The organism is Geodermatophilus sp. URMC 65, from assembly GCF_053502545.1.
The window spans coordinates 3,406,044-3,430,511 of record NZ_CP199954.1 but is presented as its reverse complement, the minus strand read 5'-3'; the positions used below and the strand labels follow the sequence as shown (position 1 = coordinate 3,430,511).

The 24,468-nt window shown below is 73.6% G+C and carries 21 protein-coding genes; 5 read left to right on the top strand and 16 right to left on the bottom strand.

Annotated features, from left to right (window positions below; translation table 11 throughout):
- Positions 1-21 precede the first annotated feature (21 nt).
- The 3 genes from ACWIX7_RS16735 to ACWIX7_RS16725 form a co-directional block, all read right to left on the bottom strand.
- Positions 22-1,233, bottom strand: coding sequence for an ABC transporter permease (locus tag ACWIX7_RS16735; protein ID WP_448617551.1), 1,212 nt, complete (start codon positions 1,231-1,233; stop codon positions 22-24).
- Entirely contained in the window at positions 1,230-2,798 is a 1,569-nt protein-coding gene (locus ACWIX7_RS16730; protein WP_448617550.1) for an ABC transporter ATP-binding protein, read from the bottom strand. The genes ACWIX7_RS16735 and ACWIX7_RS16730 overlap by 4 nt, the downstream gene beginning before the upstream one ends.
- Positions 2,799-3,012: 214 nt before the next feature.
- Entirely contained in the window at positions 3,013-4,080 is a 1,068-nt protein-coding gene (locus tag ACWIX7_RS16725) for a BMP family lipoprotein (RefSeq protein ID WP_448617549.1), read from the bottom strand.
- A 247-nt stretch (positions 4,081-4,327) separates the two neighbouring features.
- Between ACWIX7_RS16725 and ACWIX7_RS16720 the strand changes: the two genes are divergently transcribed.
- The gene (locus ACWIX7_RS16720; RefSeq protein ID WP_448617548.1) at positions 4,328-5,647 is read left to right on the top strand and encodes a D-alanyl-D-alanine carboxypeptidase family protein; all 1,320 of its coding nucleotides are present in this window, start codon (positions 4,328-4,330) and stop codon (positions 5,645-5,647) included.
- On the opposite strand, the gene ACWIX7_RS16715 is transcribed toward ACWIX7_RS16720, so the two are convergent.
- From ACWIX7_RS16715 to hisC, 4 genes are all read right to left on the bottom strand, one after another.
- A complete protein-coding gene (locus ACWIX7_RS16715; protein ID WP_448617547.1) occupies positions 5,529-6,560 on the bottom strand; it encodes a YihY/virulence factor BrkB family protein in 1,032 nt (343 codons plus the stop codon). The two genes, ACWIX7_RS16720 and ACWIX7_RS16715, sit on opposite strands and share 119 nt — an antisense overlap.
- A 222-nt stretch (positions 6,561-6,782) precedes the next feature.
- Complete coding sequence (locus ACWIX7_RS16710; protein ID WP_448617546.1) at positions 6,783-7,349, bottom strand: 2'-5' RNA ligase family protein; 567 nt, start codon at positions 7,347-7,349, stop codon at positions 6,783-6,785.
- A complete protein-coding gene (gene trpS / locus ACWIX7_RS16705) occupies positions 7,346-8,368 on the bottom strand; it encodes a tryptophan--tRNA ligase (RefSeq protein WP_448617545.1) in 1,023 nt (340 codons plus the stop codon). The genes ACWIX7_RS16710 and trpS overlap by 4 nt, the downstream gene beginning before the upstream one ends.
- Before the next feature lie 49 nt (positions 8,369-8,417).
- Positions 8,418-9,545, bottom strand: a complete 1,128-nt coding sequence (gene hisC, locus ACWIX7_RS16700; RefSeq protein WP_448617544.1) for a histidinol-phosphate transaminase — start codon at positions 9,543-9,545, stop codon at positions 8,418-8,420.
- Between the two features lie 69 nt (positions 9,546-9,614).
- On the opposite strand from hisC, the gene galE reads away from it, so the two are divergent.
- Positions 9,615-10,571, top strand: coding sequence for a UDP-glucose 4-epimerase GalE (gene galE / locus ACWIX7_RS16695; protein ID WP_448617543.1), 957 nt, complete (start codon positions 9,615-9,617; stop codon positions 10,569-10,571).
- 129 nt (positions 10,572-10,700) lie between these two features.
- Here the strand turns inward: galE and ACWIX7_RS16690 are convergent, their stop codons facing one another.
- Positions 10,701-12,035: a hemolysin family protein gene (locus ACWIX7_RS16690; protein ID WP_448617542.1), complete on the bottom strand. Its 1,335-nt coding sequence runs from the start codon at positions 12,033-12,035 to the stop codon at positions 10,701-10,703.
- A 356-nt stretch (positions 12,036-12,391) separates the two neighbouring features.
- On the opposite strand from ACWIX7_RS16690, the gene ACWIX7_RS16685 reads away from it, so the two are divergent.
- Positions 12,392-13,138: a CAP domain-containing protein gene (locus tag ACWIX7_RS16685; RefSeq protein WP_448617541.1), complete on the top strand. Its 747-nt coding sequence runs from the start codon at positions 12,392-12,394 to the stop codon at positions 13,136-13,138.
- 186 nt (positions 13,139-13,324) lie between these two features.
- On the top strand, positions 13,325-15,715 hold the full coding sequence (locus tag ACWIX7_RS16680) for an ATP-binding cassette domain-containing protein (RefSeq protein ID WP_448617540.1): 2,391 nt from the start codon (positions 13,325-13,327) through the stop codon (positions 15,713-15,715).
- Between the two features lie 141 nt (positions 15,716-15,856).
- On the opposite strand, the gene ACWIX7_RS16675 is transcribed toward ACWIX7_RS16680, so the two are convergent.
- The 4 genes from ACWIX7_RS16675 to ACWIX7_RS16660 form a co-directional block, all read right to left on the bottom strand.
- On the bottom strand, positions 15,857-17,071 hold the full coding sequence (locus ACWIX7_RS16675) for an NADP-dependent isocitrate dehydrogenase (RefSeq protein ID WP_448617539.1): 1,215 nt from the start codon (positions 17,069-17,071) through the stop codon (positions 15,857-15,859).
- A 38-nt stretch (positions 17,072-17,109) separates the two neighbouring features.
- Positions 17,110-18,063, bottom strand: a complete 954-nt coding sequence (mdh, locus tag ACWIX7_RS16670) for a malate dehydrogenase (RefSeq protein WP_448617538.1) — start codon at positions 18,061-18,063, stop codon at positions 17,110-17,112.
- A gap of 210 nt (positions 18,064-18,273) precedes the next feature.
- Positions 18,274-18,573, bottom strand: a complete 300-nt coding sequence (locus tag ACWIX7_RS16665; protein WP_448617537.1) for a DUF3017 domain-containing protein — start codon at positions 18,571-18,573, stop codon at positions 18,274-18,276.
- Positions 18,573-19,442, bottom strand: a complete 870-nt coding sequence (locus tag ACWIX7_RS16660) for a bifunctional methylenetetrahydrofolate dehydrogenase/methenyltetrahydrofolate cyclohydrolase (RefSeq protein ID WP_448617536.1) — start codon at positions 19,440-19,442, stop codon at positions 18,573-18,575. Before ACWIX7_RS16660 ends, ACWIX7_RS16665 begins: the two co-directional genes overlap by 1 nt.
- 99 nt (positions 19,443-19,541) lie before the next feature.
- Here ACWIX7_RS16660 and ACWIX7_RS16655 point away from each other — a divergent pair, with 99 nt between their 5' ends.
- Complete coding sequence (locus ACWIX7_RS16655; protein ID WP_448617535.1) at positions 19,542-20,180, top strand: hypothetical protein; 639 nt, start codon at positions 19,542-19,544, stop codon at positions 20,178-20,180.
- On the opposite strand, the gene ACWIX7_RS16650 is transcribed toward ACWIX7_RS16655, so the two are convergent.
- The 4 genes from ACWIX7_RS16650 to ACWIX7_RS16635 form a co-directional block, all read right to left on the bottom strand.
- Positions 20,181-20,837 (bottom strand): pentapeptide repeat-containing protein, encoded by a 657-nt coding sequence (locus tag ACWIX7_RS16650; protein ID WP_448617534.1) that lies wholly within the window; start codon positions 20,835-20,837, stop codon positions 20,181-20,183.
- Positions 20,838-20,949: 112 nt separating this feature from the next.
- Positions 20,950-22,512: a bifunctional phosphoribosylaminoimidazolecarboxamide formyltransferase/IMP cyclohydrolase gene (purH, locus tag ACWIX7_RS16645; RefSeq protein WP_448617533.1), complete on the bottom strand. Its 1,563-nt coding sequence runs from the start codon at positions 22,510-22,512 to the stop codon at positions 20,950-20,952.
- Positions 22,509-23,126, bottom strand: coding sequence for a phosphoribosylglycinamide formyltransferase (gene purN / locus ACWIX7_RS16640; RefSeq protein ID WP_448617532.1), 618 nt, complete (start codon positions 23,124-23,126; stop codon positions 22,509-22,511). The genes purH and purN overlap by 4 nt, the downstream gene beginning before the upstream one ends.
- A 97-nt stretch (positions 23,127-23,223) precedes the next feature.
- Complete coding sequence (locus tag ACWIX7_RS16635; protein ID WP_448617531.1) at positions 23,224-24,420, bottom strand: cell division protein PerM; 1,197 nt, start codon at positions 24,418-24,420, stop codon at positions 23,224-23,226.
- Positions 24,421-24,468: the final 48 nt, after the last annotated feature.

Below are 24,468 nucleotides of genomic sequence, written 5' to 3'. Positions count from 1 at the left end.
GAGCGTTCTCGTGGGGTTGGTTCATGCCTGCACGTCCTCAGGGGTGCCGGGGGCACCGGTGCGGACCCGTTGTCCGCCGTCCGGAGCGGTGGGCGGGGGGACGCCGTCGTCCCCGTCGGTCTGCGGGCCGGGGCCGGCCGTCGCGCCGGCCCGCTCGGCCGAGCGCAGCGCCAGTCGGCGGGCGATCTCGTTGGCGATGACGACGGCCAGCACGATCGTGCCCTGGATGATCGTCACGACCGAGGACGGGATGTCGGCGAACTGCAGCGGGAGCGCGGCCCGGTCGAGGAAGGCGAACAGCAGCGCGGCCAGCGCGATGCCGAGCGGAGCGCTGCGGCCCAGCAGCGCGACGGCGATGCCGAGGAAGCCCAGCCCGGCGGTGAACTCGGTGCCGTAGTCGTACTGCGAGCCGAGCAGGTCGGGCAGGCCGATCAGCCCGGCGATCGCGCCGGAGATGAGCATCGTCTTGACGACCATGCCGCGGGTGTCGACGCCGCTGGCGGTGGCCGCCGAGGGCGACAGGCCGGTGGCGCGCAGGTCGAACCCGAAGCGGGTGCGCTTGAGCAGCACGGCCACGACGACGCCCACCACGAGCGCCATCACCAGGAAGCCGTACAGGCCGCTGCGCGGCGTGGCCAGGCCCAGTGCGGTGAGCAACCCGTTGAGGCTCGGGACCCGGCCGGACTCGGGGATCTCGACGGTCGTGATGATCGAGGCACCCGGCGGGCTGCCGCGCAGCGGGCCGGTGAGCAGGAAGGACGCCAGGCCCAGCGCGATGAAGTTCAGCATGATCGAGCTGATGACCTCGCTCACGCCGCGGGTCACCTTGAGCACGCCGACGATGCCGGCCCACAGCGCGCCGACCACCATCGCCACGACGACGATCAGCAGCACGTGCAGCGGGCCGGGCAGGACCACGGCCGCACCGACCGCGGCGGCCAGGATGGTGGCCAGCCGGTACTGGCCCTCCACGCCGATGTTGAACAGGCCCATCCGGAACGCGACGGCGACGGCCAGGCCGGCGAGGAACAGCGGCACCGCCCGGTTGAGGATCACGACGATCGACTGCACCTGCTGCGAGGGGCTGTCTCCGAGGTCGACCATCACCCGGAACGCCGCGAGCGGGTCCTCCCCGATGAGGGCGATGACCGCCGCGGAGATCACCAACGCGACGAGGACGGCGAGCACCGGGCCGAGCAGGGACAGCCCCACCCGGCGGACGAGGCCGCTCATGCCGCACCCGCCGTCGTCCGCGCACCGGTCATGTGCCCGCCGAGCTCCTCGGGGGTCACCCGCCGCGGGTCGAGGGTGGCCACGAGCCGGCCGCGCAGCATGACGTGCAGCGTGTCCGACAGGCCGATCAGCTCGTCGAGGTCGGCGGAGATCAGCACGATGCCCAGCCCCTCGGCGCGGGCGTCCTTGAGCAGCTCCCAGATCACCGCCTGGGCACCGACGTCGACGCCCCGGGTCGGGTGCGCGGCGACGAGCAGCCGGGGCCGGGCGCTCATCTCGCGCCCGACGATGAGCTTCTGCTGGTTGCCACCGGAGAGGGCGACGGCGAGGGTGTCCGGCCCGGGGGCGCGGACGTCGTACTCGCGCATGATGCGAGCGGTGTCGGCCCGGGCGCCGCGGCGGTCGATGAACGGACCCTTCACCGCCGGCGGGCGGGTCTGGTGGCCGAGGATGCGGTTCTCCCACAGCGGCGCGTCGAGCAGCATGCCCTGGCGGTGCCGGTCCTCGGGGATGAAGCCCACGCCGCTCTCCCGCCGGGCACGGGTGCTCCAGGCGGTGACGTCCTCCCCGCCGAGCAGCACCGACCCGGCGGCCAGCGGGCGCAGGCCCATGATCGCGTCGACGAGCTCGGCCTGGCCGTTGCCCTCGACGCCGGCGATGCCCACGACCTCGCCCTCGCGCACGGTGAGCGTGACGTCGTCCACGACGGGGCGCTGGGCGCCGTCGGTGACCGTCACGCCGACCATCTGCAGCACCGGGGTCTCGCGCACGGTGGACTCGCGGGTCTCCGGCGTGGGCAGCTCGGCGCCGACCATCAACTCGGCCAGCTGCTTGGCCGTCGTCGTCCGCGGGTCGGCGGTGCCGACGGTGGTGCCGCGCCGGATCACGGTGATCGAGTCGGCGACCCGGCGGACCTCGTCGAGCTTGTGCGAGATGAAGATGACCGTCAGGCCCTCGCGCTTGAGCTCGGCGAGGTTGCCGAACAGCTCGTCGACCTCCTGCGGTACCAGGACCGCGGTCGGCTCGTCGAGGATCAGGATGCGGGCGTCGCGGTAGAGCACCTTGGCGATCTCCACGCGTTGCCGGTCGCCGACGCCGAGGTCCTCGACGAGCGCGTCGGGCTGCAGGCCCAGGTCGTAGCGCTCGGAGATCTCCTCGATGCGGCGGCGCGCCACGGTCCGGTCCAGCCGGCCGCGCCTCGTGGGTTCGCTGCCCAGGATCACGTTCTCGAGGACGGTGAAGTTGTCGGCCAGCATGAAGTGCTGGTGGACCATGCCGATGCCCGCCGCGATGGCGTCCGACGGGCTGCGGAAGGAGACCGGGCGGCCGTCGATGAGGATCTGGCCCTCGTCCGGGCGGTGCTCGCCGTAGAGGGTCTTCATCAGCGTCGACTTGCCCGCGCCGTTCTCGCCCACGATGGCGTGCACCTCACCGCGGCGGACCCGCAGCTCGATGTCCTTGTTCGCCACCACGCCCGGGAAGCGCTTGGTGATCCCACGCAGCTCGACGGCGAGGGGGACGTCGCCCGCCGCGGAGCCGTCTGCGGGCGAGTCTGCTGGGGCCATGCCGGCATCTCCTCGCTGTGGACCCGCCGGTGGGCGGGAGGTCACTACGGACGGCACCGGCGTGCGGGATCAGCCGCTCCGCCGGGACCAGGGCCCGGGGGCCGTGGGTATGGTGCCCCACCCGCCGGGCCGCGGAGCACCGCGGGCCCGGGCGTCTGCCGCCCGGGCCCGCGTCGCAGGGTGGTTCAGTCGTGCAGGAACGCCCGCACGGGTGTCACTCGACCGTCGTCGGGACCGTGATGGTGCCGTCGATGATCTGCTGCTTGTACTGGTCGATCTCGCCCTGGATGTCGTCGATGAAGCCGCCGGACCTGGCCAGGTCGATGCCCTCGGTGGACAGGTCGTTGAGGACGTCGGTGGCGCCCTGGACGTTGCCCTCGGAGTAGTCGTTGATGAACTGCTCCACCGCGTTGTCGACCCGCTTGAGCATCGAGGTCATGATCACTGCCTGCAGCGCGGGGTCGCCGACGGTCAGGTACTGGTCGGAGTCGACACCGATCGCCCGGTTGCCGGAGGCAGCGGCGGCCTGGAAGACGCCGATGCCCGAGCCGCCCGCGGCGTGGTAGACGATGTCGGCCCCGGCGTCGTACATGCCCTGGGCGATGATCTGACCGCGGGCGGGGTCACCGAAGCCCGAGACGTCACCCGCCGGGGAGATGTACTGCCGGTCGATGGTGATCTGCGGGTTGACCGCCTGCGCACCGGTCACGTAGCCAGCCTCGAACTTCTCGATCAGCGGGCTCTGCACGCCGCCCACGAAGCCGATGTGGCCGCTCTCGCTCTTCAGCGCCGCGGCCACGCCCGCCAGGAACGACCCCTGCTCCTCGGCGAAGACCAGGCCGGTGACGTTGTCGCCCTTGGCGCCGTCCGCGTTGGAGCCGTCGACCTGGGCGAACGTGGTGTCGGGGAACTGCGGGGCCACCTCGCCGATGACGTCGTCGTAGGCGAAGCCGACGGCGATGACCGGGTTGAAGCCCTGCTCGGCCAGCTGGGTCAGCAGCTGAACGCGGTTGGAGGCGTCCTCGTTGGGGCTGAGCTCCTGCAGCTCGCCGCCGAGGGCGTCGACGGCCGCCGAGGCACCGGCGTACGCCGAGTCGTTGAACGACTGGTCACCGCGGCCGCCGGTGTCGTAGGCCAGGCCGACGCGCAGCTCCTCGGTGGCGGTGCCGCCACCGCCCTCGCCGCCCCCGCCTCCGGTGGGCTCGTCGCTGGCACAGGCCGCCAGGGCCATGCTGCCGGCCAGCAGCAGAGCCGCGGCCTTCATCCTCCGCGCTCGGCGCAAGACGATCTCCTCTCTGGGGGGACGGGCCGCACGGACGAGGCGGCCGGTCCCGGTGGGTCGGGTCCGTGCGTGACTGCCGGCGGGCGCCGGTTCCCACAGCACGCGACGACGGCACGCTAACCGCGCCCCGCATCTGCGCCGAACCCCGTCGGAGAGACCGAGACGGGATCGTTGCCAACGCCGCGACCGCAGTGGCCCGCGCCACGCGCACGCCGCCGACGCCGGGCCGAGGGCTAGCGTGCCCGCCATGCGACGACCGGTGGCACGGCTGGCCGCCGCGGTGCTGGCGACGGGGCTGCTGGTGGGCGGCGCGGGGCCCGCGGTGGCGGAGGACACCCGGCCGACCGCCGACCCGTCCGCGCCCACGCCCACCGCACCTCCGCCCGGCGGACCAGCCCAGGGCAGCGGGCCCGGCGGGGTGACCGTCGGCGGTGAGGAGCTCGACACGCGCGGCACCGTCGTGGTGGACGGGGCTCCCTCGCTGCCGGACGAGGTGGTCGCGCCCGGCTGGCTGGTGGCCGACGCCGGCAGCGGCGCGGTGCTGGCCGCCCGGGACCCGCACGGCCGTTACTACCCGGCCAGCACGCTGAAGGCCCTTACCCTGCTGACCCTCCTGCCGCTGCTGGACCCGGCAGAGGTCGTCGAGGCCACGGTCGAGGACGAGGCGGTCGAGGGCAGCCGGGTCGGCATGGTCGCCGGTGGGCGCTACCCGGTGTCGCTGCTCTACCAGGCACTCGTGATGCAGTCGGGCAACGACGCGGCCAACGCCCTGGCCCGCGCCGCGGGCGGCACCGACGTCACCGTGCGCGCCATGAACGAGATGGCCGAGTCGATCGGCGCCTACGACACCGTCGCGGGGACGCCGTCCGGGCTGGACGTGGCCGGTCAGTCCTCCTCGCCCTACGACCTCGCCCTGGTCTTCCGCCGGTTGGTCGAGGACCCGGACACGGTGGCGCTGCTGCGGACGCGGCTCGCGGAGATGCCCGCGGTCGAGGGCCGCTACCCCGGCTTCCAGATCCACAACCAGAACCCGCTGGCGGGCACACCCGGCAACCTCGGCGGCAAGACCGGCTTCACCGACGCCGCCCGGCACACCTTCGTCACCGCCGCCGAGCGGGACGGGCGGCGGCTGGTGGTGAGCGTGATGGGCACCGAGAGCGTGCCGCTGCGCGCCGCCGACCAGGCCGCGCTGCTGCTGGACTGGGGCTTCGCCACGCCCCCGGCGACCGCGGGCGTGGGCCGGCTGGTCGACTCCGCCGCCGAGGTCTCCCCGCTGCTCCCCACCTCGTGGCCCGGACCGGCCGGCGTGGCCGCCGCCCCGGCCCCCGCGGCCGTGGACGACGGGCGGTCCGTGCTCGTGCCGGTGTCGCTGGCCGTGACCGCCGCGGGCATCGTCGTCGCCACGGTGGTCGGCGTACGCCGGGCGATCGAGGTGGTCCCCGCGCCGGTCAGCCGGGCGCCGGAGCGCCCCGGCCGTCCGCGGCCGGGACCACCGGCCCGCGGCCCTCGGCCACCACGCGCGCGTCCCCCTGCACCCGGGGCAGGGTCGCCGTCCACGCGGCCGTGAAGAAGGCGAACCGGCAGACGACGTTGATCCAGATCAGGATGCCGACGGCGCCGCCGAACGCCGACGCCGTCACGCTGCCCGAGATCAGCGACAGGTAGAGGCTGCCCACCAGCTTGAGCACCTCGAAGCCGACGGCGCCGAACAGCGCCCCGGGCAGCAGCCGGCGCAGCGGGTACGAGATGGAGGGCACGACCCGCAGCAGCCACAGGAAGACGACGACGTCGGTGAGGAGGGCCAGCCCCAGCCCGAGCACGGCGGTGAGCAGGAACAGGCCGGGTGCGCGCTCGAGGCCCAGCGCCTCCAGCGTCCAGGACGTGGCCCGGGTGACCCCGCCGGTGAGGCCGAGGCTGAGCAGCCCGGCGAGGCCGAAGGCGGCCAGCGCCAGCAGGTCCTGCAGGTTGTCGCGGAGGAACTCCGGGTCGTCGACGCGGCCCTTCCAGGTCCGCTCCATGCCCAGGCGCAGCTTGTCCATGGCACGCAGCCCGGCGTAGAGGAAGCCCACCAGGCCGATGAGCCCGGTGATCCCCGCTGAACCGACGGCGCCGTCCAGCTCGTCGGTGATCTCCGCGCCGGTCGAGCCGGGGAAGCTCTCGCGGATGGTGGCGTAGAGCTCCTGCTGCAGCAGCTCGTTGCCGGCGAGGACCAGCCCGATGACCGACGCGACGAGCAGCAGCACGGGCACCAGGCCGAGGAAGACGAAGTAGGTGACGCCCGCGGCCATGAGGTCGCCCTGGGTGCGCTGGTAGCGGCCGCCGGCGCGGGCCAGGTGGTCGAACCACGGGAGGCGGCGGCGCAGCCGGGCGACGCGGTCCTGCCAGCGTCCGGGCAGCTGGGTGACCCGCGACCAGCGGCCGCCGGGAGGCTGGTCCCCGGCGGGCGCAGGTGCGGACCGCTCGGTCCGGGTGGCACTCACCCGCCCCAGTCTGCGGGCAGAACGCCCCCCGCGCGCCCCGGCGGCCACCCTTCAGGGTCCCGCGCCGAGCGTGCGAGGCGCGGGGGGAAGGGCGGTCCTTCCGGTGCTGGAGCGGCCCCCTGCAGGGCCCCGCCCGGCCCGTCCAGAGGCTCGCCGCGAGCTCGCGAGTGGTGAGGAGGACGGGGTCCTCTCACGAGCGGTGGGGGCAGGGGGCCCTTCCGTTCAGAACGGCGGGCCGGTGAGGGGGTACTCGTGGGCGACCACCCAGGCGCCGTCGGGAGTCTGCTCGAACTCGGTGAAGTGCTCGACGCGGAACTCCGCGGAGATGTCGGCCAGCCCGCAGTAGGCCAGGTCGAGCATGTCGGCGGGGACGTCGTGGGCCACGGTCACGTGGGGGTGGTACGGGTAGGACAGCGACCGCGCCAGCGGCCCGCGGCGGACGTCGTTGGCGATGAGTTCGCAGTTGCCGATACCGCGGGCCACGGCCACGAACACCACCGCCGAGACCGGCGCGAACGTCCCGGTGCCCGACAGGTGCATGTCGAACGGCGGGTGGTTGGCCGCGACCTCGGCCAGGTGGGCGCTGATCACCGGCCGGTCGGCCAGCGGAACCTCGGTCGGCGGCAGCAGCGTGACGTGTGGCGGCACCGAGGTGGCCTGCGGGTCACCGACCTTGGCCCGCCAGTCGACGAACAGCTGCGACCAAGGCTCCGGGATGGGGACGACGACGCCGAGGACGGCGGTCTGCGCGGCGCTGCGGCTGCGCGGGACGAAGGTGTCGTCGTTCACGCGGGCGCTCCTGCGGGTGGCAGGAAGCCGACCTTGTCGTAGACGTCGGCGACCGTGGGGACGGCGACCTCGCGAGCGCGGGCCGCACCCTGCGCCAGGATGCGCTGCAGCTCCGCGGGGTCGTCGAGCAGCTCCTGGGTGCGCTGGCGGACCGGCGTCACGAAGTCGACGACGACCTCGGCCAGCTCCTTCTTGAGGTCGCCGTAGCCGCGGCCGGCGAACCGCTCCTCCAGCTCGGGGATCGGCGTGCCCGACAGCGCGCTGTGGATGGTCAGCAGGTTGGTGATCCCCGGCTTCCCCACCGGGTCGGCCACGACCTCGCGGCCGGTGTCGGTGACCGCCGAGCGGATCTTCTTGGCGGTCACCTTGGGGTCGTCGAGGAGGAAGACGCAGCCGGCCGGCGGGAGGCTCTTGCTCATCTTCTTGTCCGGGGACTGCAGGTCCATGACCCGCGCCGCCCCCGCCGGGATGATCCCCTCGGGCAGCGGGAAGGTGTCGCCGAAGCGGCCGTTGAACCGGGTCGCGAGGTCGCGGGTGAGCTCCAGGTGCTGGCGCTGGTCGTCCCCGACCGGCACCTGGTCGGCCTGGTAGACGAGGATGTCGGCGGCCATGAGCACCGGGTAGGTGAACAGCCCGACCGAGGTGCCGGAGGTGCCCTCGCGCTGGCTCTTGTCCTTGAACTGCGTCATCCGGCTGGCCTCGCCGAACCCGGTCAGGCACTCCAGCACCCAGGACAGCTGCAGGTGCTCGGGCACGTGGCTCTGCACGAAGAGCGTGCTGCGCTCCGGGTCGACGCCGAGGGCCAGCAACTGGGCCGCCGAGACGAGGGTGTTGCGCCGCAGCTCCGCCGGGTCCTGGGCGACGGTGATCGCGTGCAGGTCGACGACGCAGTAGAAGGCCTCGGTGTCCTCCTGCAGCCGCACCCACTGCCGCAGTGCGCCCAGGTGGTTCCCGAGGTGGAACGAGCCCGCCGTCGGCTGGATGCCGGAGAGCACACGGGGAAGAGGCACGTCGGCCATCAAACCAGCCGATCCCGGGGCGTGGCGCCACACGTCCCGAACGCCCTCGTCACCGGCGGCGGGTCCCGCCGACGAGAGCGGCCGACCGGACCTGGTCCAGCGCGGCGAGCAGGACGTCGTCCTCCTCGGGCGTGCCGACGGTCACCCGGATCCCCTCCCCGGCGAACGGCCGGGTGATGACCGCTCGGGACTCCAGCGCGGCAGCCAGTCCCGCGGCCTCCTCCCCCACCGACAGCCAGACGAAGTTGGCCTGGCTGTCGGACACGTCGAGGCCGCGCTCGCGCAGCGCGGCGGTGAGCCGTGCCCGCTCGGCGGTGACCGCGGCACAGCGCCGACGGACCTCGTCCTCGCTGGCCAGCGCGGCGACCGCGGCGGCCTGGGCGAGGCTGGAGACGCTGAACGGCACGTGCGTCCGGCGCACCGCGTCGGCGACCGCGGGGTCCTCGGCGACCAGGTAGCCGACCCGCAGCCCGGCCAGCCCCCAGGCCTTGGAGAACGTGCGCAGCACCGCGACGTTGGGCCGCCCGCGCATAAGCTCCAACCCGTCGGGGACGTCGGGGTCGGTGATGAACTCGCGGTAGGCCTCGTCGAGGACGACGAGCGTGTCGGCGGGGACGGCGTCGAGGAAGCGCTCGAGCTCGGTCCGGCGGACCGCCGTCCCGGTGGGGTTGTTCGGGTTGCAGACGAAGACCACCCGGGTGCTGTCGTCGACCGCGGCCGCCAGCGCCCCGAGGTCGTGGGTGTCGGCCGGGCCGTCCGGACGGCCGGGCACCAGCGGCACCTGGATCGACCGGGCCCCGGCCACCTGCGCGAGCAGCGGGTACATCTCGAACGACCGCCAGGCGAAGGCGATGCTCGTGCCGGGGTCGTTGAACGACTGCGCCAGCTGCTGGCAGAGCATCACCGCGCCGCAGCCGGTCACCACCTGGGCGGGGTCGACGCCGTAGCGCTCGGCCAGGGCGGCCGTGAGGACGACGGCGCCGTTGTCGGGGTAGCGGTTGGTCTCCGCCGCCGCGGCCGCGATCGCCTCGACGACGGCCGGCAGCGGCGGGAACGCCACCTCGTTGCTGGCCAGCTTGACCGCCTGCTCGACGCCGATCTCCCGCGCGAGGTCGGCGGGGTTGCGCCCCGGCCGGTAGGCGGGCAGCTGCTGCACCGCCGGTCGTGCGCTGACCACGTCGGGACCTCCTGACCGCGGCTCCGCGTCGCGACGGTGGGTGGCCGCGCGCGGATCTAGGGTGGGCGCATGCGCGTTCTCGTCGCCGGTGGAGCCGGCTACATCGGCAGCGTAGTCACGGCGGCCCTCCTGGAGGGCGGGCACGAGGTGACCGTCCTCGACGACCTGTCGACCGGGCACGCCGACGCCGTCCCCTCGGGTGCGCGGTTCGTGCAGGCGTCGCTGCACGACTCCGCGCCGGTGCTGGCCGAGGTCCGCCCGGAGGCGGTGCTGCACTTCGCGGCCAAGAGCCTGGTCGGTGAGTCGCAGGTCAAGCCGGAGATCTACTGGGACACCAACGTGACCGGCACGCTGGCGCTGCTGGAGGCCATGCGTGCGGCCGACTGCCGCCGGATCGTCTTCTCCTCCACCGCGGCCACCTACGGCGAGCCCGAGCAGGTGCCGATCCGCGAGGACGTCCCCACCCGGCCCACCAACACCTACGGCGCCACCAAGCTCGCCGTCGACGCGATGCTGACCTCCTACGCGGCCGCGTACGACTTCGCGGCGGTGAGCCTGCGCTACTTCAACGTGGCCGGTGCCGCCTACGGCCTGGGCGAGCGGCACACCACCGAGACCCACCTCATCCCGATCGCGCTGCAGGTGGTGGCCGGCCAGCGGGACCACCTGACGATCTACGGCGAGGACTACCCCACGCCCGACGGCACCTGCATCCGCGACTACATCCACGTCGAGGACCTCAGCGACGCCCACCTGCTGGCGCTCTCCGCCCCGGCCCCCGGCGAGCACCGCATCTACAACCTGGGCAACGGCACGGGCTTCTCGGTGCAGCAGGTGATCGACGCCGTTCGCGAGGTCACCGGCCACCCGGTGCCGGTCGAGGTCGGGCAGCGGCGGGCCGGGGATCCCGCGCAGCTGGTCGCCTCCAGCGACAAGATCCGCGGCGACCTGGGCTGGACGCCGAGGCACACCGACCTGGCCGGCATCGTGCGCGACGCCTGGGAGACCGCCCAGAAACGCGCCTGAGCCGGCCCGTCCAGGGGAGGGTCCGGCCCCCGTGCAGGGTCCCGCAGCCCCATCCGGAGGCTCGCCCCGAGCCTGCGAGGGGTGGGAGGGACGGGGTCCTCCAACGAGGAGTGGGGAGGACGGGGTCCTTCACGTGCCGATCGTCGTGGTCGGCACCTGCGCGGGGTCGATCTCGGGCTCCGACGCGCGGCTGACCGAGATCCGCGCGATCCGCCGTCCGTCGAGGTCGAGGACCGTCAGCGTGCGCCCCTCGACCTCGACGCTGTCACCGACGACGGGCAGCCGGCCCAGCTCGGCCAGCACGTACCCGGCCACGGTCTCGTAGGGACCCTCGGGCAGCTGCAGCCCGGTCACCTCGCGGAAGTCGTCGAGGTTGAGCAGCCCGTCGACCTCGTGCGGCCCGTCCGGGCGCTCCTCCCCCTCGCCGGAGACGTCCTCGTCGTACTCGTCGTAGATCTCCCCGATGACCTCCTCGATGAGGTCCTCGAGGGTGACGATGCCGTCGGTGCCGCCGTACTCGTCGACGACGATCGCGAGGTGGTGGTTCTCCCGCCGCATCTCCGACAGGGCGGTGAGGACGCCGGCGGTGCCCGGGAGCCGCTTGACGTCGCGGACCAGATCGCCGACGGTCGCGGCGCGGCCGGCCGGGTGGTTGGGCAGGAGCAGGTCGCGCACGTGCACGAAGCCCAGGACGTCGTCCTCGTCGCGGCCGACGACCGGGTAGCGCGAGTGGCTGGAGTCGGAGACCTGCTTGGCCGCGCGGCTGGCGGTCATCGACGCGTCGAGGAAGTCGACCTCGGTACGCGGCGTCATGACCTCGCGGACCTCGCGGTCGCCGGCCCGGAAGACCTCGCCGATGAGCCGGCGCTCGTCGGAGGTCAGCGACTCGTGCGCGGTCACGAGGTCGCGCAGCTCCTCCTGGCTGATCGACTCGCCGCTGGCCGCCGGATCGCCGCCGAGCAGCCGGACCAGCACGTTCGTCGACTTCGACAGCAACCAGATGACCGGGCGGGAGAGCTTGGCGATCGCGTTGAGGGGTGCGGCAACCAGCAGGGAGAAGCCCTCGGCCCGCTGCAGCGCCAGGCGCTTGGGGGTCAGCTCGCCGACCACGAGTGACAGGTAGCTGATCGCGATGGTGACCAGCACGAGGGCCAGCGTGCCGGCGAGGCCCTCCCGCACGCCCAGGCCGACCAGCCAGGCGGCGAACGGCCGGGAGAGGGTGCTGGCACCGAAGGCGGCGGAGAAGAAGCCGGCCAGGGTCACCCCGACCTGGACGGCGGCGAGGAAGCGGTTGGGGTCGCTGAGCAGGCGCTGCACGGCCTTGCCGCGCCGTCCGCCGTTCTCGCCCATCGCCCGCACCTGGGACTCGCGGAGCGAGACGAGCGCGATCTCCGCCCCTGAGAAGGCGCCGCCGATCAGGACGAAGGCGACGACCATCACGATGTTGAGCCAGACGTCGCTCACCGGCGGCGTGCTCCTGTCGAACGGGGCAGTGGGACGACGTCCATGCTGCCCGCTCCTCCCCCCGAGGGCACCACCCGAGGGGGGTCGGCCCGCCCACAGTGACCTCGGCCACCACCCACTGCCGATCACGCTCCGCGTACGTCTACTCTTGCCAGAGTAACGATTCGTGATCTAGCACCTGGTGAGGGCCACCACTCGTGCACCACATGCAGGCGGGTCCGCCGCTCTCTTCCCGCATCGCCGCAGCACTCGCCCGGTGGGCTCGCCTCCTCCGGCTCCCGCGCCTGGTACCCCTGCTCCTCGTGGTCGGCGCCGTCGCCGTCGTGACGGTCGGAGCGCCCATGGTGTCCGGCGCCGTGACCAGCTTCACCGACCCGGTGGCACTCGAGTCGATCCCGACGCCCACCGGCACCGTCCCCGACACGGTCGGCTCGGGCGGGTCATCGTCCTCCGGCGGGTCGGTGGACCACCCGCTCGTGCGGATGGGCGTCGACGGCGACCCGGCGCCGCAGGCCTCGGCCGCGGCGCCCGCCGCTCCGTCGTCGGTCGAGGCGCCGTCCCCCGTGAGCCCGTCGGCTCCCGTGACCGGGTCCGCGGCAGCCGAGGCGTCGGAGGCCGCCGTCCCCGTCGAGGAGCCGGCGGCCGAGTCCGAGGCCGAGGCCGAGGCGCCCGCCGTCGACGCGGAGACCGAACCGGCGCCGGTGGCCCAGGCCGCCGTCCCCGCGGACCCCACCGCAGAGGCCGCGGTGCTCGCGCTGGTCAACGAGGCGCGGGTCGACGCCGGCTGCGGTGCCCTGACCGCCGACCCGGCGCTGGCCGCGGTGGCGCGGGCGCACAGCGCGGACATGCGCGACCGCGACTACTTCTCGCACACCAGCCCGGAGGGCCTGTCCCCCTTCGACCGGGCCGAGCGGGCCGGCATCGACTACTCGCGGGCGGAGAACATCGCCTTCGGCCAGGCCGACGCGACCGCGGTGATGGAGGCCTGGCTGGGGAGCCCTGGCCACCGCGCGAACATCCTCGACTGCGAGCTGACGAAGCTCGGTGTGGGCGTCGCCGAGGGTCCCGGCGGCCCCTGGTGGACCCAGCTCTTCGGCGTCTGAGAGAGGACCCCCTGCCCCCGGCACTCGCAGGCTCGCGGCGGGACCCTGCAGGGGGCCGCTGCAGGGGTCGGAGGCGGGTGTCCGCCGAACGGGTGTTCCGCCGCCCGCCCGACTCCGTCGATCCGGTAGACAGCAGACCGTCGCCGCGGTCAGCGGAGGCGGCCTGGCCCGACGGACGGAGACACGATGAGCATCGCCTCGAGGGCGGACACGCAGGCGACCGAGGTGCACGCCGCCGACCGCCACGACCTGATCCGGGTGATCGGCGCGCGCGTGAACAACCTAAAGGACGTCAGCGTCGAGATCCCCAAGCGCCGGCTGACCGTGTTCACCGGGGTCTCCGGCTCGGGCAAGAGCTCGCTGGTCTTCGACACGATCGCCGCGGAGTCGCAGCGGATGATCAACGAGACCTACAGCGCGTTCGTGCAGGGCTTCATGCCGACCCTCGCGCGGCCGGAGGTCGACTACCTCGAGGGCCTGACGACGGCGATCCTCGTCGACCAGGAGCGGATGGGCGCCAACCCCCGCTCCACCGTGGGCACCGCCACCGACGCGAACGCGATGCTGCGCATCCTCTTCAGCCGGCTCGGCACGCCGCACATCGGTCCCCCCACGGCGTTCTCGTTCAACGTCCCGACGCGGAAGGCGAGCGGGGTGATGAGCACCGAGAAGGCCGGCGGCCGCGTCGAGAAGAACGTGGTGCGCGACGTGGTCTACATGGGCGGCATGTGCCCGCGCTGCGAGGGCATGGGTTCGGTCTCGGACTTCGACCTCACGGCCCTGTACGACGAGTCGAGGTCCCTGAACGAGGGCGGTCTGATGGTCCCGGGCTACAGCATGGAGGGGTGGTACGGGCGCCTCTTCCAGGGCATCGGCCTCGACCTGGACAAGCCGATCGGGAAGTACACCGAGAAGGAGATGGACGACCTCCTCTACAAGGAGCCGACCAAGATCAAGGTCGAGGGGGTCAACCTCACGTACGAGGGCGTGATCCCGAAGGTCCAGAAGTCGATGCTCTCCAAGGACGTCGACGCGCTGCAGCCGCACGTCCGCCGCTTCGTGGAGCGCGTGATCACGTTCCAGACCTGCCCCGAGTGCGACGGGACGCGGCTCACCCCGGAGGCCAGGTCGTCGAAGATCGGGGGCAAGAACATCGCCGACCTCTGCGCGATGCAGATCAGCGACGTCGCCGACTGGATCCGGGAGCTCGACGAGCCGTCGATCGCCCCGTTGCTCGCCGGACTGCAGCACCTGCTCGACTCGTTCGAGCGGATCGGGCTGGGCTACCTCTCGCTCGACCGGCCGGCCGGCACCCTCTCCGGGGGCGAGGCGCAGCGCACCAAGATGATCCGCCACCTCGGTTCCTCGCTCACCGACGTCACCTACGTCTTCGACGAGCCGACCATCGGGCTGCACCCGCACGACATCGAGCGGATGAACGACCTGCTCCTGCAGCTGCGGGACAAGGGCAACACCGTGCTCGTCGTCGAGCACAAGCCCGAGACGATCGCGATCGCCGACCACGTCGTCGACCTCGGCCCGGGCGCCGGCACCGGCGGTGGCGAGGTGGTGTACGAGGGCACCGTCGACGGTCTGCGGACCAGCGGCACGCTGACCGGCCGGCACCTCGACCACCGGGTGTCCCTGAAGTCCGCGGTGCGCAGCTCCTCGGGAGCCCTCGAGGTGCGCGGCGCGGGCACCCACAACCTGCAGGACGTCGACGTCGACATCCCGCTCGGCGTGCTCACGGTGATCACCGGCGTCGCCGGTTCCGGCAAGAGCTCGCTGATCCACGGCTCGGTCGCGCCGCGGGACGGCGTGGTGGTGGTCGACCAGGGTGCGATCCGCGGCTCGCGCCGCAGCAACCCCGCGACGTACACCGGGCTGCTCGAGCCCATCCGCAAGGCGTTCGCCAAGGCCAACGGTGTGAAGCCGGCGCTGTTCAGCTCCAACTCCGAGGGCGCCTGCCCCACGTGCAACGGCGCCGGCGTCATCTACACCGACCTGGGCGTCATGGCCACCGTCGAGTCCCCCTGCGAGGAGTGCGACGGGAAGCGGTTCCAGGCGTCGGTGCTGGAGTACACGCTGGGCGGCCGCAACATCGCCGAGGTGCTCGCGATGCCCGTGACCGAGGCCGAGGAGTTCTTCAGGGCCGGTGAGGCGCGTACGCCGGCCGCCCACACGATCCTGGACCGGCTCGCCGACGTCGGGCTCGGCTACCTCACCCTCGGCCAGCCGCTCACCACGCTGTCCGGCGGCGAGCGGCAGCGGCTGAAGCTGGCCGCTCAGATGGCGGAGAAGGGCGACGTCTACGTCCTCGACGAGCCGACCACCGGCCTGCACCTCGCCGACGTCGAGAACCTGCTCGGGCTGCTCGACCGGCTCGTCGACTCCGGGAAGTCGGTCGTCGTCATCGAGCACCACCAGGCGGTCATGGCGCACGCCGACTGGATCATCGACCTCGGCCCCGGCGCCGGCCACGACGGCGGCCGGATCGTCTTCGAGGGCACACCCGCCGACCTCGTCGCCGCCCGCTCCACCCTCACCGGCGAGCACCTCGCGGCCTACGTCGCCTGACGCACGGCGGCCCCCTCACCGTGAACGGCGGCCCCCTCACCGCGAGGTGAGGGGGCCGCCGTTGGTGACGCGCTGGAACTTCACGAGGGGTGGGGAGGACGGGGTCCTCCTACGAGGCGTGGGGGAAGGGTGGTCCTTCCTCTATGCCATGGCCTTCTGCAGGTTGCTGTCGATGGCCGCCAGGAAGTCCTGGGTGGTCAGCCACGGGCTGTCCTTGGAGATCAGCAGCGCCAGGTCCTTGGTCATCTGACCGCTCTCGACGGTCTCGATGCAGACCCGCTCCAGGGTCTCGGCGAACCGGGTCACCTCGGGGGTGTCGTCGAGCTTGCCGCGGTGCGCGAGGCCCCGGGTCCAGGCGAAGATCGACGCGATCGGGTTGGTCGAGGTCTCCTTGCCCTGCTGGTGCTGCCGGAAGTGCCGGGTGACCGTGCCGTGGGCGGCCTCGGCCTCGACGGTGCGGCCGTCGGGGCTCATCAGCACCGAGGTCATCAGGCCCAGCGAGCCGAAGCCCTGCGCGACGGTGTCGGACTGCACGTCACCGTCATAGTTCTTGCAGGCCCAGACGTACCCGCCCTCCCACTTGAGCGAGGCCGCCACCATGTCGTCGATGAGCCGGTGCTCGTAGGTGATGCCGGCCTCGTCGAACTCGTCCTTGAACTCGGCCTCGAAGACCTCGGCGAACAGGTCCTTGAAGCGGCCGTCGTAGGCCTTGAGGATCGTGTTCTTGGTCGACAGGTAGACCGGGTAGCCGCGCTGCAGGCCGTAGTTCATCGAGGCCCGGGCGAAGTCGCGGATGGACTCGTCGAGGTTGTACATCGCCAGGGCGACGCCGGCGCCGGGCGACTGGAAGACCTCGTGCTCGATCGGCGCGGAACCGTCCTTGGGCGTGAAGGTCACCGTCAGGGTGCCCTCGCCCGGGAAGCGGAAGTCGGTGGCGCGGTACTGGTCACCGAAGGCGTGACGGCCGACGACGATCGGCTTGGTCCAGCCCGGCACGAGCCGCGGCACGTTGGACATGATGATCGGCTCGCGGAAGATGACGCCGCCGAGGATGTTGCGGATCGTCCCGTTGGGCGACCGGTACATCCGCTTGAGGCCGAACTCCTCGACCCGCGCCTCGTCGGGGGTGATGGTCGCGCACTTGACGCCGACGCCGTGCTGCTTGATCGCGTTCGCGGCGTCGACGGTGATCTGGTCGTCGGTCTCGTCGCGCTTCTCGATGCCCAGGTCGTAGTACTCGAGGTTGACGTCGAGGTACGGGAGGATCAGCTGGTCCTTGATGAACTGCCAGATGATCCGGGTCATCTCGTCGCCGTCGAGCTCGACGACGGTGCCCTCGACCTTGATCTTCGCCACGTGCGGGTCCCTCTCTACATGCTCCGAGCCGGTTCGGCTCAGAGGTCGGCTACGTCGGCCTGCTTGGCGCGCACGGCCTCGGCCGCCTCGCGCAGCCCGGCCAGTTCGCTCTCGGTCAGGTCGCCCTCGACCACGCGGCGCACGCCCTCGCGGCCGATCTCGGCCTCGACCCCGAGGTAGACCCCGGAGATGCCGTACTCGCCGTCGACCCAGGCACACACCGGCATGACCGCACCGGAGTCCTCCATGACCGCGCGCGCCATGCGTGCGGCGGCCGCGGACGGGGCGTAGTAGGCCGAGCCGGTCTTGAGCAGGGCCACGACCTCGGCCCCGCCGTTGCGGGTCCGGTCGACGAGGTGCTCGATGCGGTCGGCCGGCAGGACGTCGGACAGCGGCTTGCCGTCGACGGTGCAGCGCGAGGGCACCGGCACCATCGTGTCGCCGTGCGAGCCGAGGGTCAGGGTGCGCACCGAGCCCACCGGGACGCCGAGCTCCTCGGCGACGTTGTTGGTGAACCGGGCGGTGTCGAGCATGCCGGCCTGGCCCATCACCCGGTTCTTGGGGAAGCCGGTGGCCAGCTGGGCCAGCGCGGTCATCTCGTCCAGCGGGTTGGACACCACGATGACCACGGCGTCCGGCGAGGTCTGCGCGATGTTCTCCGCGACCTGGCGCACGATCTTGGCGTTGGTCTCGATGAGGTCCATCCGGCTCATGCCGGGTTTGCGGGGCAGGCCCGCGGTGATGACGACGACGTCGGAGCCCTCGGTGCCCTCGTAGGACCCCCCGCCGACGCCGACGACCTTCGTCTCGAAGCCCTCGATGGGGCGGGACTGGTTCATGTCGAGGGCCAGGCCCTCGGGCTTGCCCTCGACGATGTCGGTGAGCACGACGGTCTCGAAGACGTCGTACTCCGCGAGACGGAGGGCGGTGGTCGAGCCGTAGAACCCGGCACCGACGACGGTCACCTTGCCGTTCCTGGGCTGCTCTGCCATGGCGGCCAACCTATCGCTGGGCGGGGTACCGCGCCCGGTCGGGGTGCGGCCCCCGTGCAGGGCCCCGCCGCGAGCCTGCGAGTGGCAGGGGCGAGGGCGGCCGCCCTTCAGGGGCCCACCCGAGCTCGCGAGGGGTGGGGGGGAAGGGTGGGGCCCCCGTGCAGGGCCCCGCCGCGAGCCCGCGAGTGGCGGGGACAAGGGGGTCCTTCCTCAGGCGCCCGGGATCGCCAGCGCGAAGGCGGTCAGCGTGACCCCGACGCCGACCAGCAGGACGACGTCCACCGGACGGCTGCGGACGGCGAGGAAGCCGAGCCGGCGCAGGGGGAGCAACAGCCGCAGCACACCGGCGCCGACCAGCGCCAGGCCGACGACGACCAGCCCCCGCCGCCAGTGCTCGAAGGTGACCATGAGCAGCCCGACGCCCACCGCGAGCAGCACCGCCAGCAGCGGCAGCTGCCGCAGCAGGCCGGCCAGGAACGGCCGGCGGGTGTAGAGCGGCGGGCGGGTCATCAGGCCGAGAGGACGTCCGCGGCGGCGGCCTGCTCAGCGGCCAGGACGACGTTCTGCAGCAGCATCGCGCGGGTCATCGGGCCCACCCCGCCGGGGTTCGGGGCGACGTGGCCCGCGACCTCGACGACGTCCGGGGCGACGTCCCCGGCGATCTTGCCGTCGACCCGGCTGACGCCCACGTCGAGGACGGCGGCGCCGGGCTTGACGACGTCCTTCGTGACCAGGCCCGGGACGCCGGCGGCGGCGACCACGATGTCGGCGGTGCGCAGGTGCGCGGCCAGGTCGCGGGTGCCGGTGTGGCAGAGCGTCACGGTGGCGTTCTCGGTCCGGCGCGTGAGCAGCAGACCCAGCGGCCGGCCGACGGTGATGCCGCGGCCGACGACGACGACCTCGGCACCGGCGATCGGGACGTCGTGGCGGCGCAGGAGCTCCACGATGCCGACCGGCGTGCACGGCAGCGGGCCCGGGACGTTGAGCACCAGCCGGCCGAGGTTGACCGGGTGCAGGCCGTCGGCGTCCTTGGCCGGGTCCATCCGCTCGAGGACGACGCTCTCCTCGATGCCCTTCGGCAGCGGCAGCTGGACGATGTAGCCGGTGCAGGCCGGGTCGGCGTTCAGCTCGTCGACGACGGCGAGGACGTCGTCCTGCGTCGCGGTCGCTGGCAGTTCGCGCTGGATGCTCGCGATGCCGACCTGGGCGCAGTCCTTGTGCTTGGCGTTGACGTACCAGCGGCTGCCGGGGTCGTCGCCGACCAGCAGCGTGCCCAGGCCCGGCTGGTGACCGGCCGCGGTCAGGGCAGCGACCCGCTCGGTGAGCTCGGCGCGGATGGCTGCTGCGGTGGCCTTGCCGTCGAGAGTCGTCGCCTGCACGGCCGACAGTCTGCCGGAGAGGGGTCCGGCACGAGCCACCCCGCCCTAGGCTCGCAGGTGCGGGCGCCTCCCGCGCCCGCTGTTGCGCGAGGAGTGCAGATGAGCGAGCGCGAGCAGTCCCCGGCCCCCGGGACGCGGGGCACCGCTGACTGGCGGGAACAGACGATCCCCGGCATGCAGCCGGTCGGCGCGCCGGTGGGGGCCGGCGGCCCCGGCTACGCCGGCGGCCCACCTCCGCCGCCCCCGGGGTACGCCCCGCGCCCAGCCCCGGAGTACTCGACCACGCCGGTCCGGGTGCGGCGCCCGGACAGCCTGGCCAGCCTGCTGCTGCTGTTGGCCGGCATCGCCGCGGGGGTCAGCCTGCTGCTGCGCTGGCTCCCGGTGAGCGACCTGACCGGCTGGGACCTGGTCCGCCGCGGCTTCGACGATGCCGCCGACGGCGGTGTCGCGGCGCTGTTCGACAACGGGTTCTGGCAGCCGATGGCCGTCGTCCTGGGTGGCGCGGTGCTGTTCCTGCTGGGCCTGCTCGTCGTCCTCCCGGCCCACTCGCACCGCTTCCTCGGGGTGCTGGCGCTGCTGGTCAGCTTGGTGGCCGGAGCCGGGGTCCTGGTGCCGCTGGCTGCCGAGGGCTGGGACCTGGACACCATCGACACCGGGTTCTGGTTTGCCGTGGCCGTCCCGGCGCTCGGCCTGCTCGGCGCGCTGAAGGCCCTGTTCACCGGCCCCCGCTGGAGGTGATCAGTCCACCACGAGGGCGCCGTGGGCGCGGGCGACCTGGACGGCCTGGACGAGGTCGAGCTGCACGCCGGTCAGCTCGAACGCCCGCCAGTCGACCGCGTCGGTCGAGGCGCCGCGCAGGTCGGCCCCGCGCAGCTTCGCGCCCTGCAGCCGGGCCCGGTCGAGGTCGGCACCGGTGAGGTCGGACTCGCGCAGGTCGACGTCGGTCAGGTCGGCCTCCCGGAACCGCTGACCGGCCAGCACCACCCCGGAGAGGTCGGCGCCGCGCAGCGACGTCCAGCTCCAGTCGCTGTCGGTCGTGGTCATCGGGCGCAGCTGCGCACCGGGGAACTGCGAGCCGGTGAGCTTGCAGCCGTCCCAGGTGACGTCGAACAGCCGGGCGCGGTCGAAGCGGCAGGAGAGGAAGGCCGTCCCCAGGTGCTCGGCACCGCCCATCCGCACCCCGGTGAGCACGCACGAGTCGAAGACGCACCGCCGGGTGACCAGCTCCTCCAGCCCGGCGTCCTCGAACCGGCAGCGGGTGAAGGTGACGCCGTCGAGCTCGGCGCCCCACCAGTCGATCCGGGCGTAGTCGGCCCCCTCGACGACCGCGCCGGCCTCGGGCGGCCGGACGTGCGGCCGCGGCCCCGTGCCGGTCGGCCGCGTCCGGAGGCTCATCGCGAGCCTGCGAGCGGTGAGGGGGACGGGGTCCTTCTCCGAGGGGTGGGGGGTCGAAGGACCCCGTCCCCCTCACCCTCCGCAGGCTCAGGATGAGCCTCTGGACGGGACCTCAATGGGCGAAGTGGCGGGTGCCGGTCAGGTAGACCGGGATGCCGGCGGCGGCCGCGGCCGCGACGACCTCCTCGTCGCGCACCGATCCGCCGGGCTGCACGACCGCCCGGACCCCGGCGTCGAGCAGCACCTGGAGGCCGTCGGCGAACGGGAAGAAGGCGTCGGAGGCGGCGACCGAGCCGGCGGCCCGCTCCCCCGCCCGCGCGACGGCCAGCCGGGCGGAGTCCACCCGGTTCACCTGGCCCATGCCGACGCCGACCGTGGCCTTGTCGTGGGCCAGGAGGATGGCGTTGCTCTTCACCGCGCGGACCGAGCGCCAGGCGAACACCAGGTCGTCGAGGCCGGCGGCATCCAGCGGCTCGCCGGTGGCGAGGGTCCAGGTGGTGGGGTCGTCGCCGGGGGCGTCGATGCGGTCGACGCTCTGGACCAGCAGCCCGCCGCTGATCGGGCGCATCTCGGTTCCCGGCGGGGCCACCTCGGCCAGGCGCAGCAGCCGGATGTTCTTCTTCGCGGTGAGCACCTGCAGCGCGTCCTCGGTGAAGGACGGCGCGACGACGACCTCGGTGAACACCTCGGCCACCTGCTCGGCCGTGGTGAGGTCGACCTCGCGGTTGGCCGCGATCACGCCGCCGAAGGCCGAGACCGGGTCGCACGCGTGCGCCTTGCGGTGGGCTGCGGCGATGTCGGTGCCGACGGCGATGCCGCAGGGGTTGGCGTGCTTGATGATCGCCACGCAGGGGTCGGCGTGGTCGTGCGCGGCCCGCCACGCGGCGTCGGTGTCGACGTAGTTGTTGTAGGACATCTGCTTGCCGTGCAGCTGCTCGGCGTGCGCCAACCCGGGCCGGTCGCTGCGGTACAGCGCCGCCCGCTGGTGCGGGTTCTCGCCGTAGCGCAGCACGTCGGCGCGCCGCCAGCCGGCGGCGACCCAGCCCGGGAACCCCGAGTCGTCGTCGGGGGCGACGACGTTGCCCAGCCACGAGGCGACCGCGATGTCGTAGTCGGCGGTGTGCCGGAAGGCCGCGGCGGCCAGCGACTGCCGCTCGGCCAAGGTGAAGCCCCCGGCGGCGACGGCGGCGAGGACGTCGCCGTAGCGGGCCGGGTCGACGACGACGGCCACCGACGGGTGGTTCTTGGCCGACGCGCGGACCATGGCCGGGCCGCCGATGTCGATCTGCTCCACGCACTCGTCCTGGCCGGCACCGGAGGCCACCGTCTCGGTGAACGGGTAGAGGTTGACGACGACGAGGTCGAACGGCGCGATGCCGAGCTCCTCGAGCTGCTGCACGTGCTCGGGCCTGCGGCGGTCGGCCAGGATGCCGGCGTGCACGGCCGGGTGCAGCGTCTTGACCCGCCCGTCCAGGCACTCGGGGAAGCCGGTGACCTGCTCGACCGGCGTGACCGGCACCCCGGCGTCGGCGATCCGGCGGGCGGTCGCGCCGGTGCTCACCAGCTCGACGCCGGCGTCGGCGAGGCCGCGGGCCAGCTCCTCGATGCCGGTCTTGTCGTAGACGCCGAGCAGGGCTCTGCGGATGGGCATGCGGACCGGGGTGCGGTCGCTCATCGGGGGTCCTCCGTGGTCTCGGTGCCGAGGCCGGTGACCACGCGCGCCACCGTCTCCACCAGGAGCTCGCGCTCCACGTCCTTGATCCGTTCGTGCAGCCGGGCCTCGTCGTCCCCGGGGAGCACGGGCACCTCCCGCTGGGCGATCACCGGTCCGGTGTCGACGCCGGCGTCCACCCAGTGCACGGTGCTGCCGGTGACGTCGACGCCGGCGGTCAGCGCGTCGCGAACGGCGTGCGCGCCGGGGAAGGCCGGCAGCAGCGCGGGGTGGGTGTTGAGCAGGCGGCCGCCGAAGCCGTCGAGCACGGCCGGGCCGACGATCTTCATGAACCCGGCGGAGACGACGAGATCGGGCCGGTGCGCGGCGATGGCGGCGGCCAGCGCGCGGTCCCAGGCGCCGCGGTCGGGGTGGTCGCGCAGCGCGCAGGTGAAGGTCGGGATGCCACGGCACCGCGCGTGCTCGAGCCCTGGGGCGTCGCGGTCGCTACCGACGGCGACCACGGTGGCCGGGTAGCCCGGGTCCTCCGCGGCGGTCAGCAGCGCCTCGCACAGCGACCCGGTGCCCGAGAGCAGGACGACGACCCGCGCCCGCGCGGAGGTCTCGGGGGCGGGCACGGCAGCGACCCTATAAGGACCCCGTCCTCCTCATCCCTCGCACGCTCGGGACGAGCCTCTGGACGGGGCCGGCGCGGGATGGGGCCGGGAACTCCCTTCAGGCCAGCGAGCGCCAGCGGGTGACCGCGGCCGCGACCGCGGCGGCCACACCGGCCTGCAGCGCCACCGCCAGCCCCGTCGCGACCGGTGGCGCCCCGACGTCGGCCAGCGCGCCGTCACCGAGCGAGCCGCCGGCGGCCCAGGCGAGCAGGCCGCAGGCCAGGCCGACCAGCACGCCCGACAGCACACCCCACAGCCCGGCGACGACGGAGCCGCCGTCGTCGTCGCGCAGCCGCCGGCCGAGCGTCGCGCCGGCGACCAGGCCGGCGAGCGCCGGCACCACCTGGGAGGCGAAGGCCAGCAGCGGCACCGCCTGGGTGTCGGGCAGCGCGGCCAGCAGCGGCAGCGCCGGCACCGCCCCGAGGGTGACGCCGTGCACGGAGACGAGCGTGCCGCTGCCGACGGCGAAGCCCGGGCCGGCGGCCACGCCGATCGCGGCAGCGGCGGCGTTGGGCAGCAGCAGGACGCCGAGCACCAGGAGCCCGACCGCGCCGGCGCCGGACCCGCCGAGGGACCGCGACAGCGCCGCGTAGCCCCCGGCGTCCGCGGCCAGGGCCACCGCCACCATGAGCAGGCCGAGGGCGACGGCGGTCAGCAGCCCGGCCGCGACCGCGCGCAGCAGTGGCCGCACCGGCCCCGGCGCGGAGTCGAGGAGGTCGTCGAGCAGGCCGGCGTCGCGGGCGGTACCCCAGCCGGCTGCGAGCAGGGCGATCACGCCGCTGCCGACCGCGGACCGCAGCAGGTCGACCTGCGCCCCCGGGGTGGTGACGAGCAGCCCGACGAGCACGGCGAGCAGGATGTGCGTCCCGACCGCCGCGGCCACGACGGCGGCCAGCGACCGCCCGACGGTGAGGTCGCAGGCGCGGACCACTCCCCGGCCGGCACTGGACAGGCCCCAGGCGACGACGAGGCTGAGCAGCAGCGGCGCCAGCACCAGCGGACCGGACCCGAGCGTCAGGCCGCCGCCCTGGGCCAGCAGCCACAGCCGGCCGGACAGGCGCGCCGAACCGGCGACGGGCATCCCACCGGCCGGGTCGAGCGTCTGCACCACCACCGAGGCGAGGCCCACGCCGAGCAGGCCGAGCACGGTGACGGCGGCGGTCGCCGCGGCGGCGAGGACGGGGGCGTGCCACGCGGTGCGGGTGCCCGGGTCCCGCTGCCCGGGCAGGTTCAGTCGGGCGAGCAGGGAGACCACGCCCCCACTGTCCCAAGGCCGGGCCGGGATCGTCGGACCACGCGCCCG

Coding starts and splice junctions, on each gene's coding strand:
- ACWIX7_RS16655 (WP_448617535.1), top strand. CDS start 19,542: ATGAGCGAGCGCGAGCAGTCCCCGGCCCCCGGGACGCGGGGCACCGCT.
- mdh (WP_448617538.1), bottom strand. CDS start 18,063: ATGGCAGAGCAGCCCAGGAACGGCAAGGTGACCGTCGTCGGTGCCGGG.
- ACWIX7_RS16735 (WP_448617551.1), bottom strand. CDS start 1,233: ATGAGCGGCCTCGTCCGCCGGGTGGGGCTGTCCCTGCTCGGCCCGGTG.
- purH (WP_448617533.1), bottom strand. CDS start 22,512: ATGAGCGACCGCACCCCGGTCCGCATGCCCATCCGCAGAGCCCTGCTC.
- trpS (WP_448617545.1), bottom strand. CDS start 8,368: ATGGCCGACGTGCCTCTTCCCCGTGTGCTCTCCGGCATCCAGCCGACG.
- ACWIX7_RS16680 (WP_448617540.1), top strand. CDS start 13,325: ATGAGCATCGCCTCGAGGGCGGACACGCAGGCGACCGAGGTGCACGCC.
- galE (WP_448617543.1), top strand. CDS start 9,615: ATGCGCGTTCTCGTCGCCGGTGGAGCCGGCTACATCGGCAGCGTAGTC.
- ACWIX7_RS16665 (WP_448617537.1), bottom strand. CDS start 18,573: ATGACCCGCCCGCCGCTCTACACCCGCCGGCCGTTCCTGGCCGGCCTG.
- ACWIX7_RS16720 (WP_448617548.1), top strand. CDS start 4,328: ATGCGACGACCGGTGGCACGGCTGGCCGCCGCGGTGCTGGCGACGGGG.
- ACWIX7_RS16730 (WP_448617550.1), bottom strand. CDS start 2,798: ATGGCCCCAGCAGACTCGCCCGCAGACGGCTCCGCGGCGGGCGACGTC.
- ACWIX7_RS16650 (WP_448617534.1), bottom strand. CDS start 20,837: ATGAGCCTCCGGACGCGGCCGACCGGCACGGGGCCGCGGCCGCACGTC.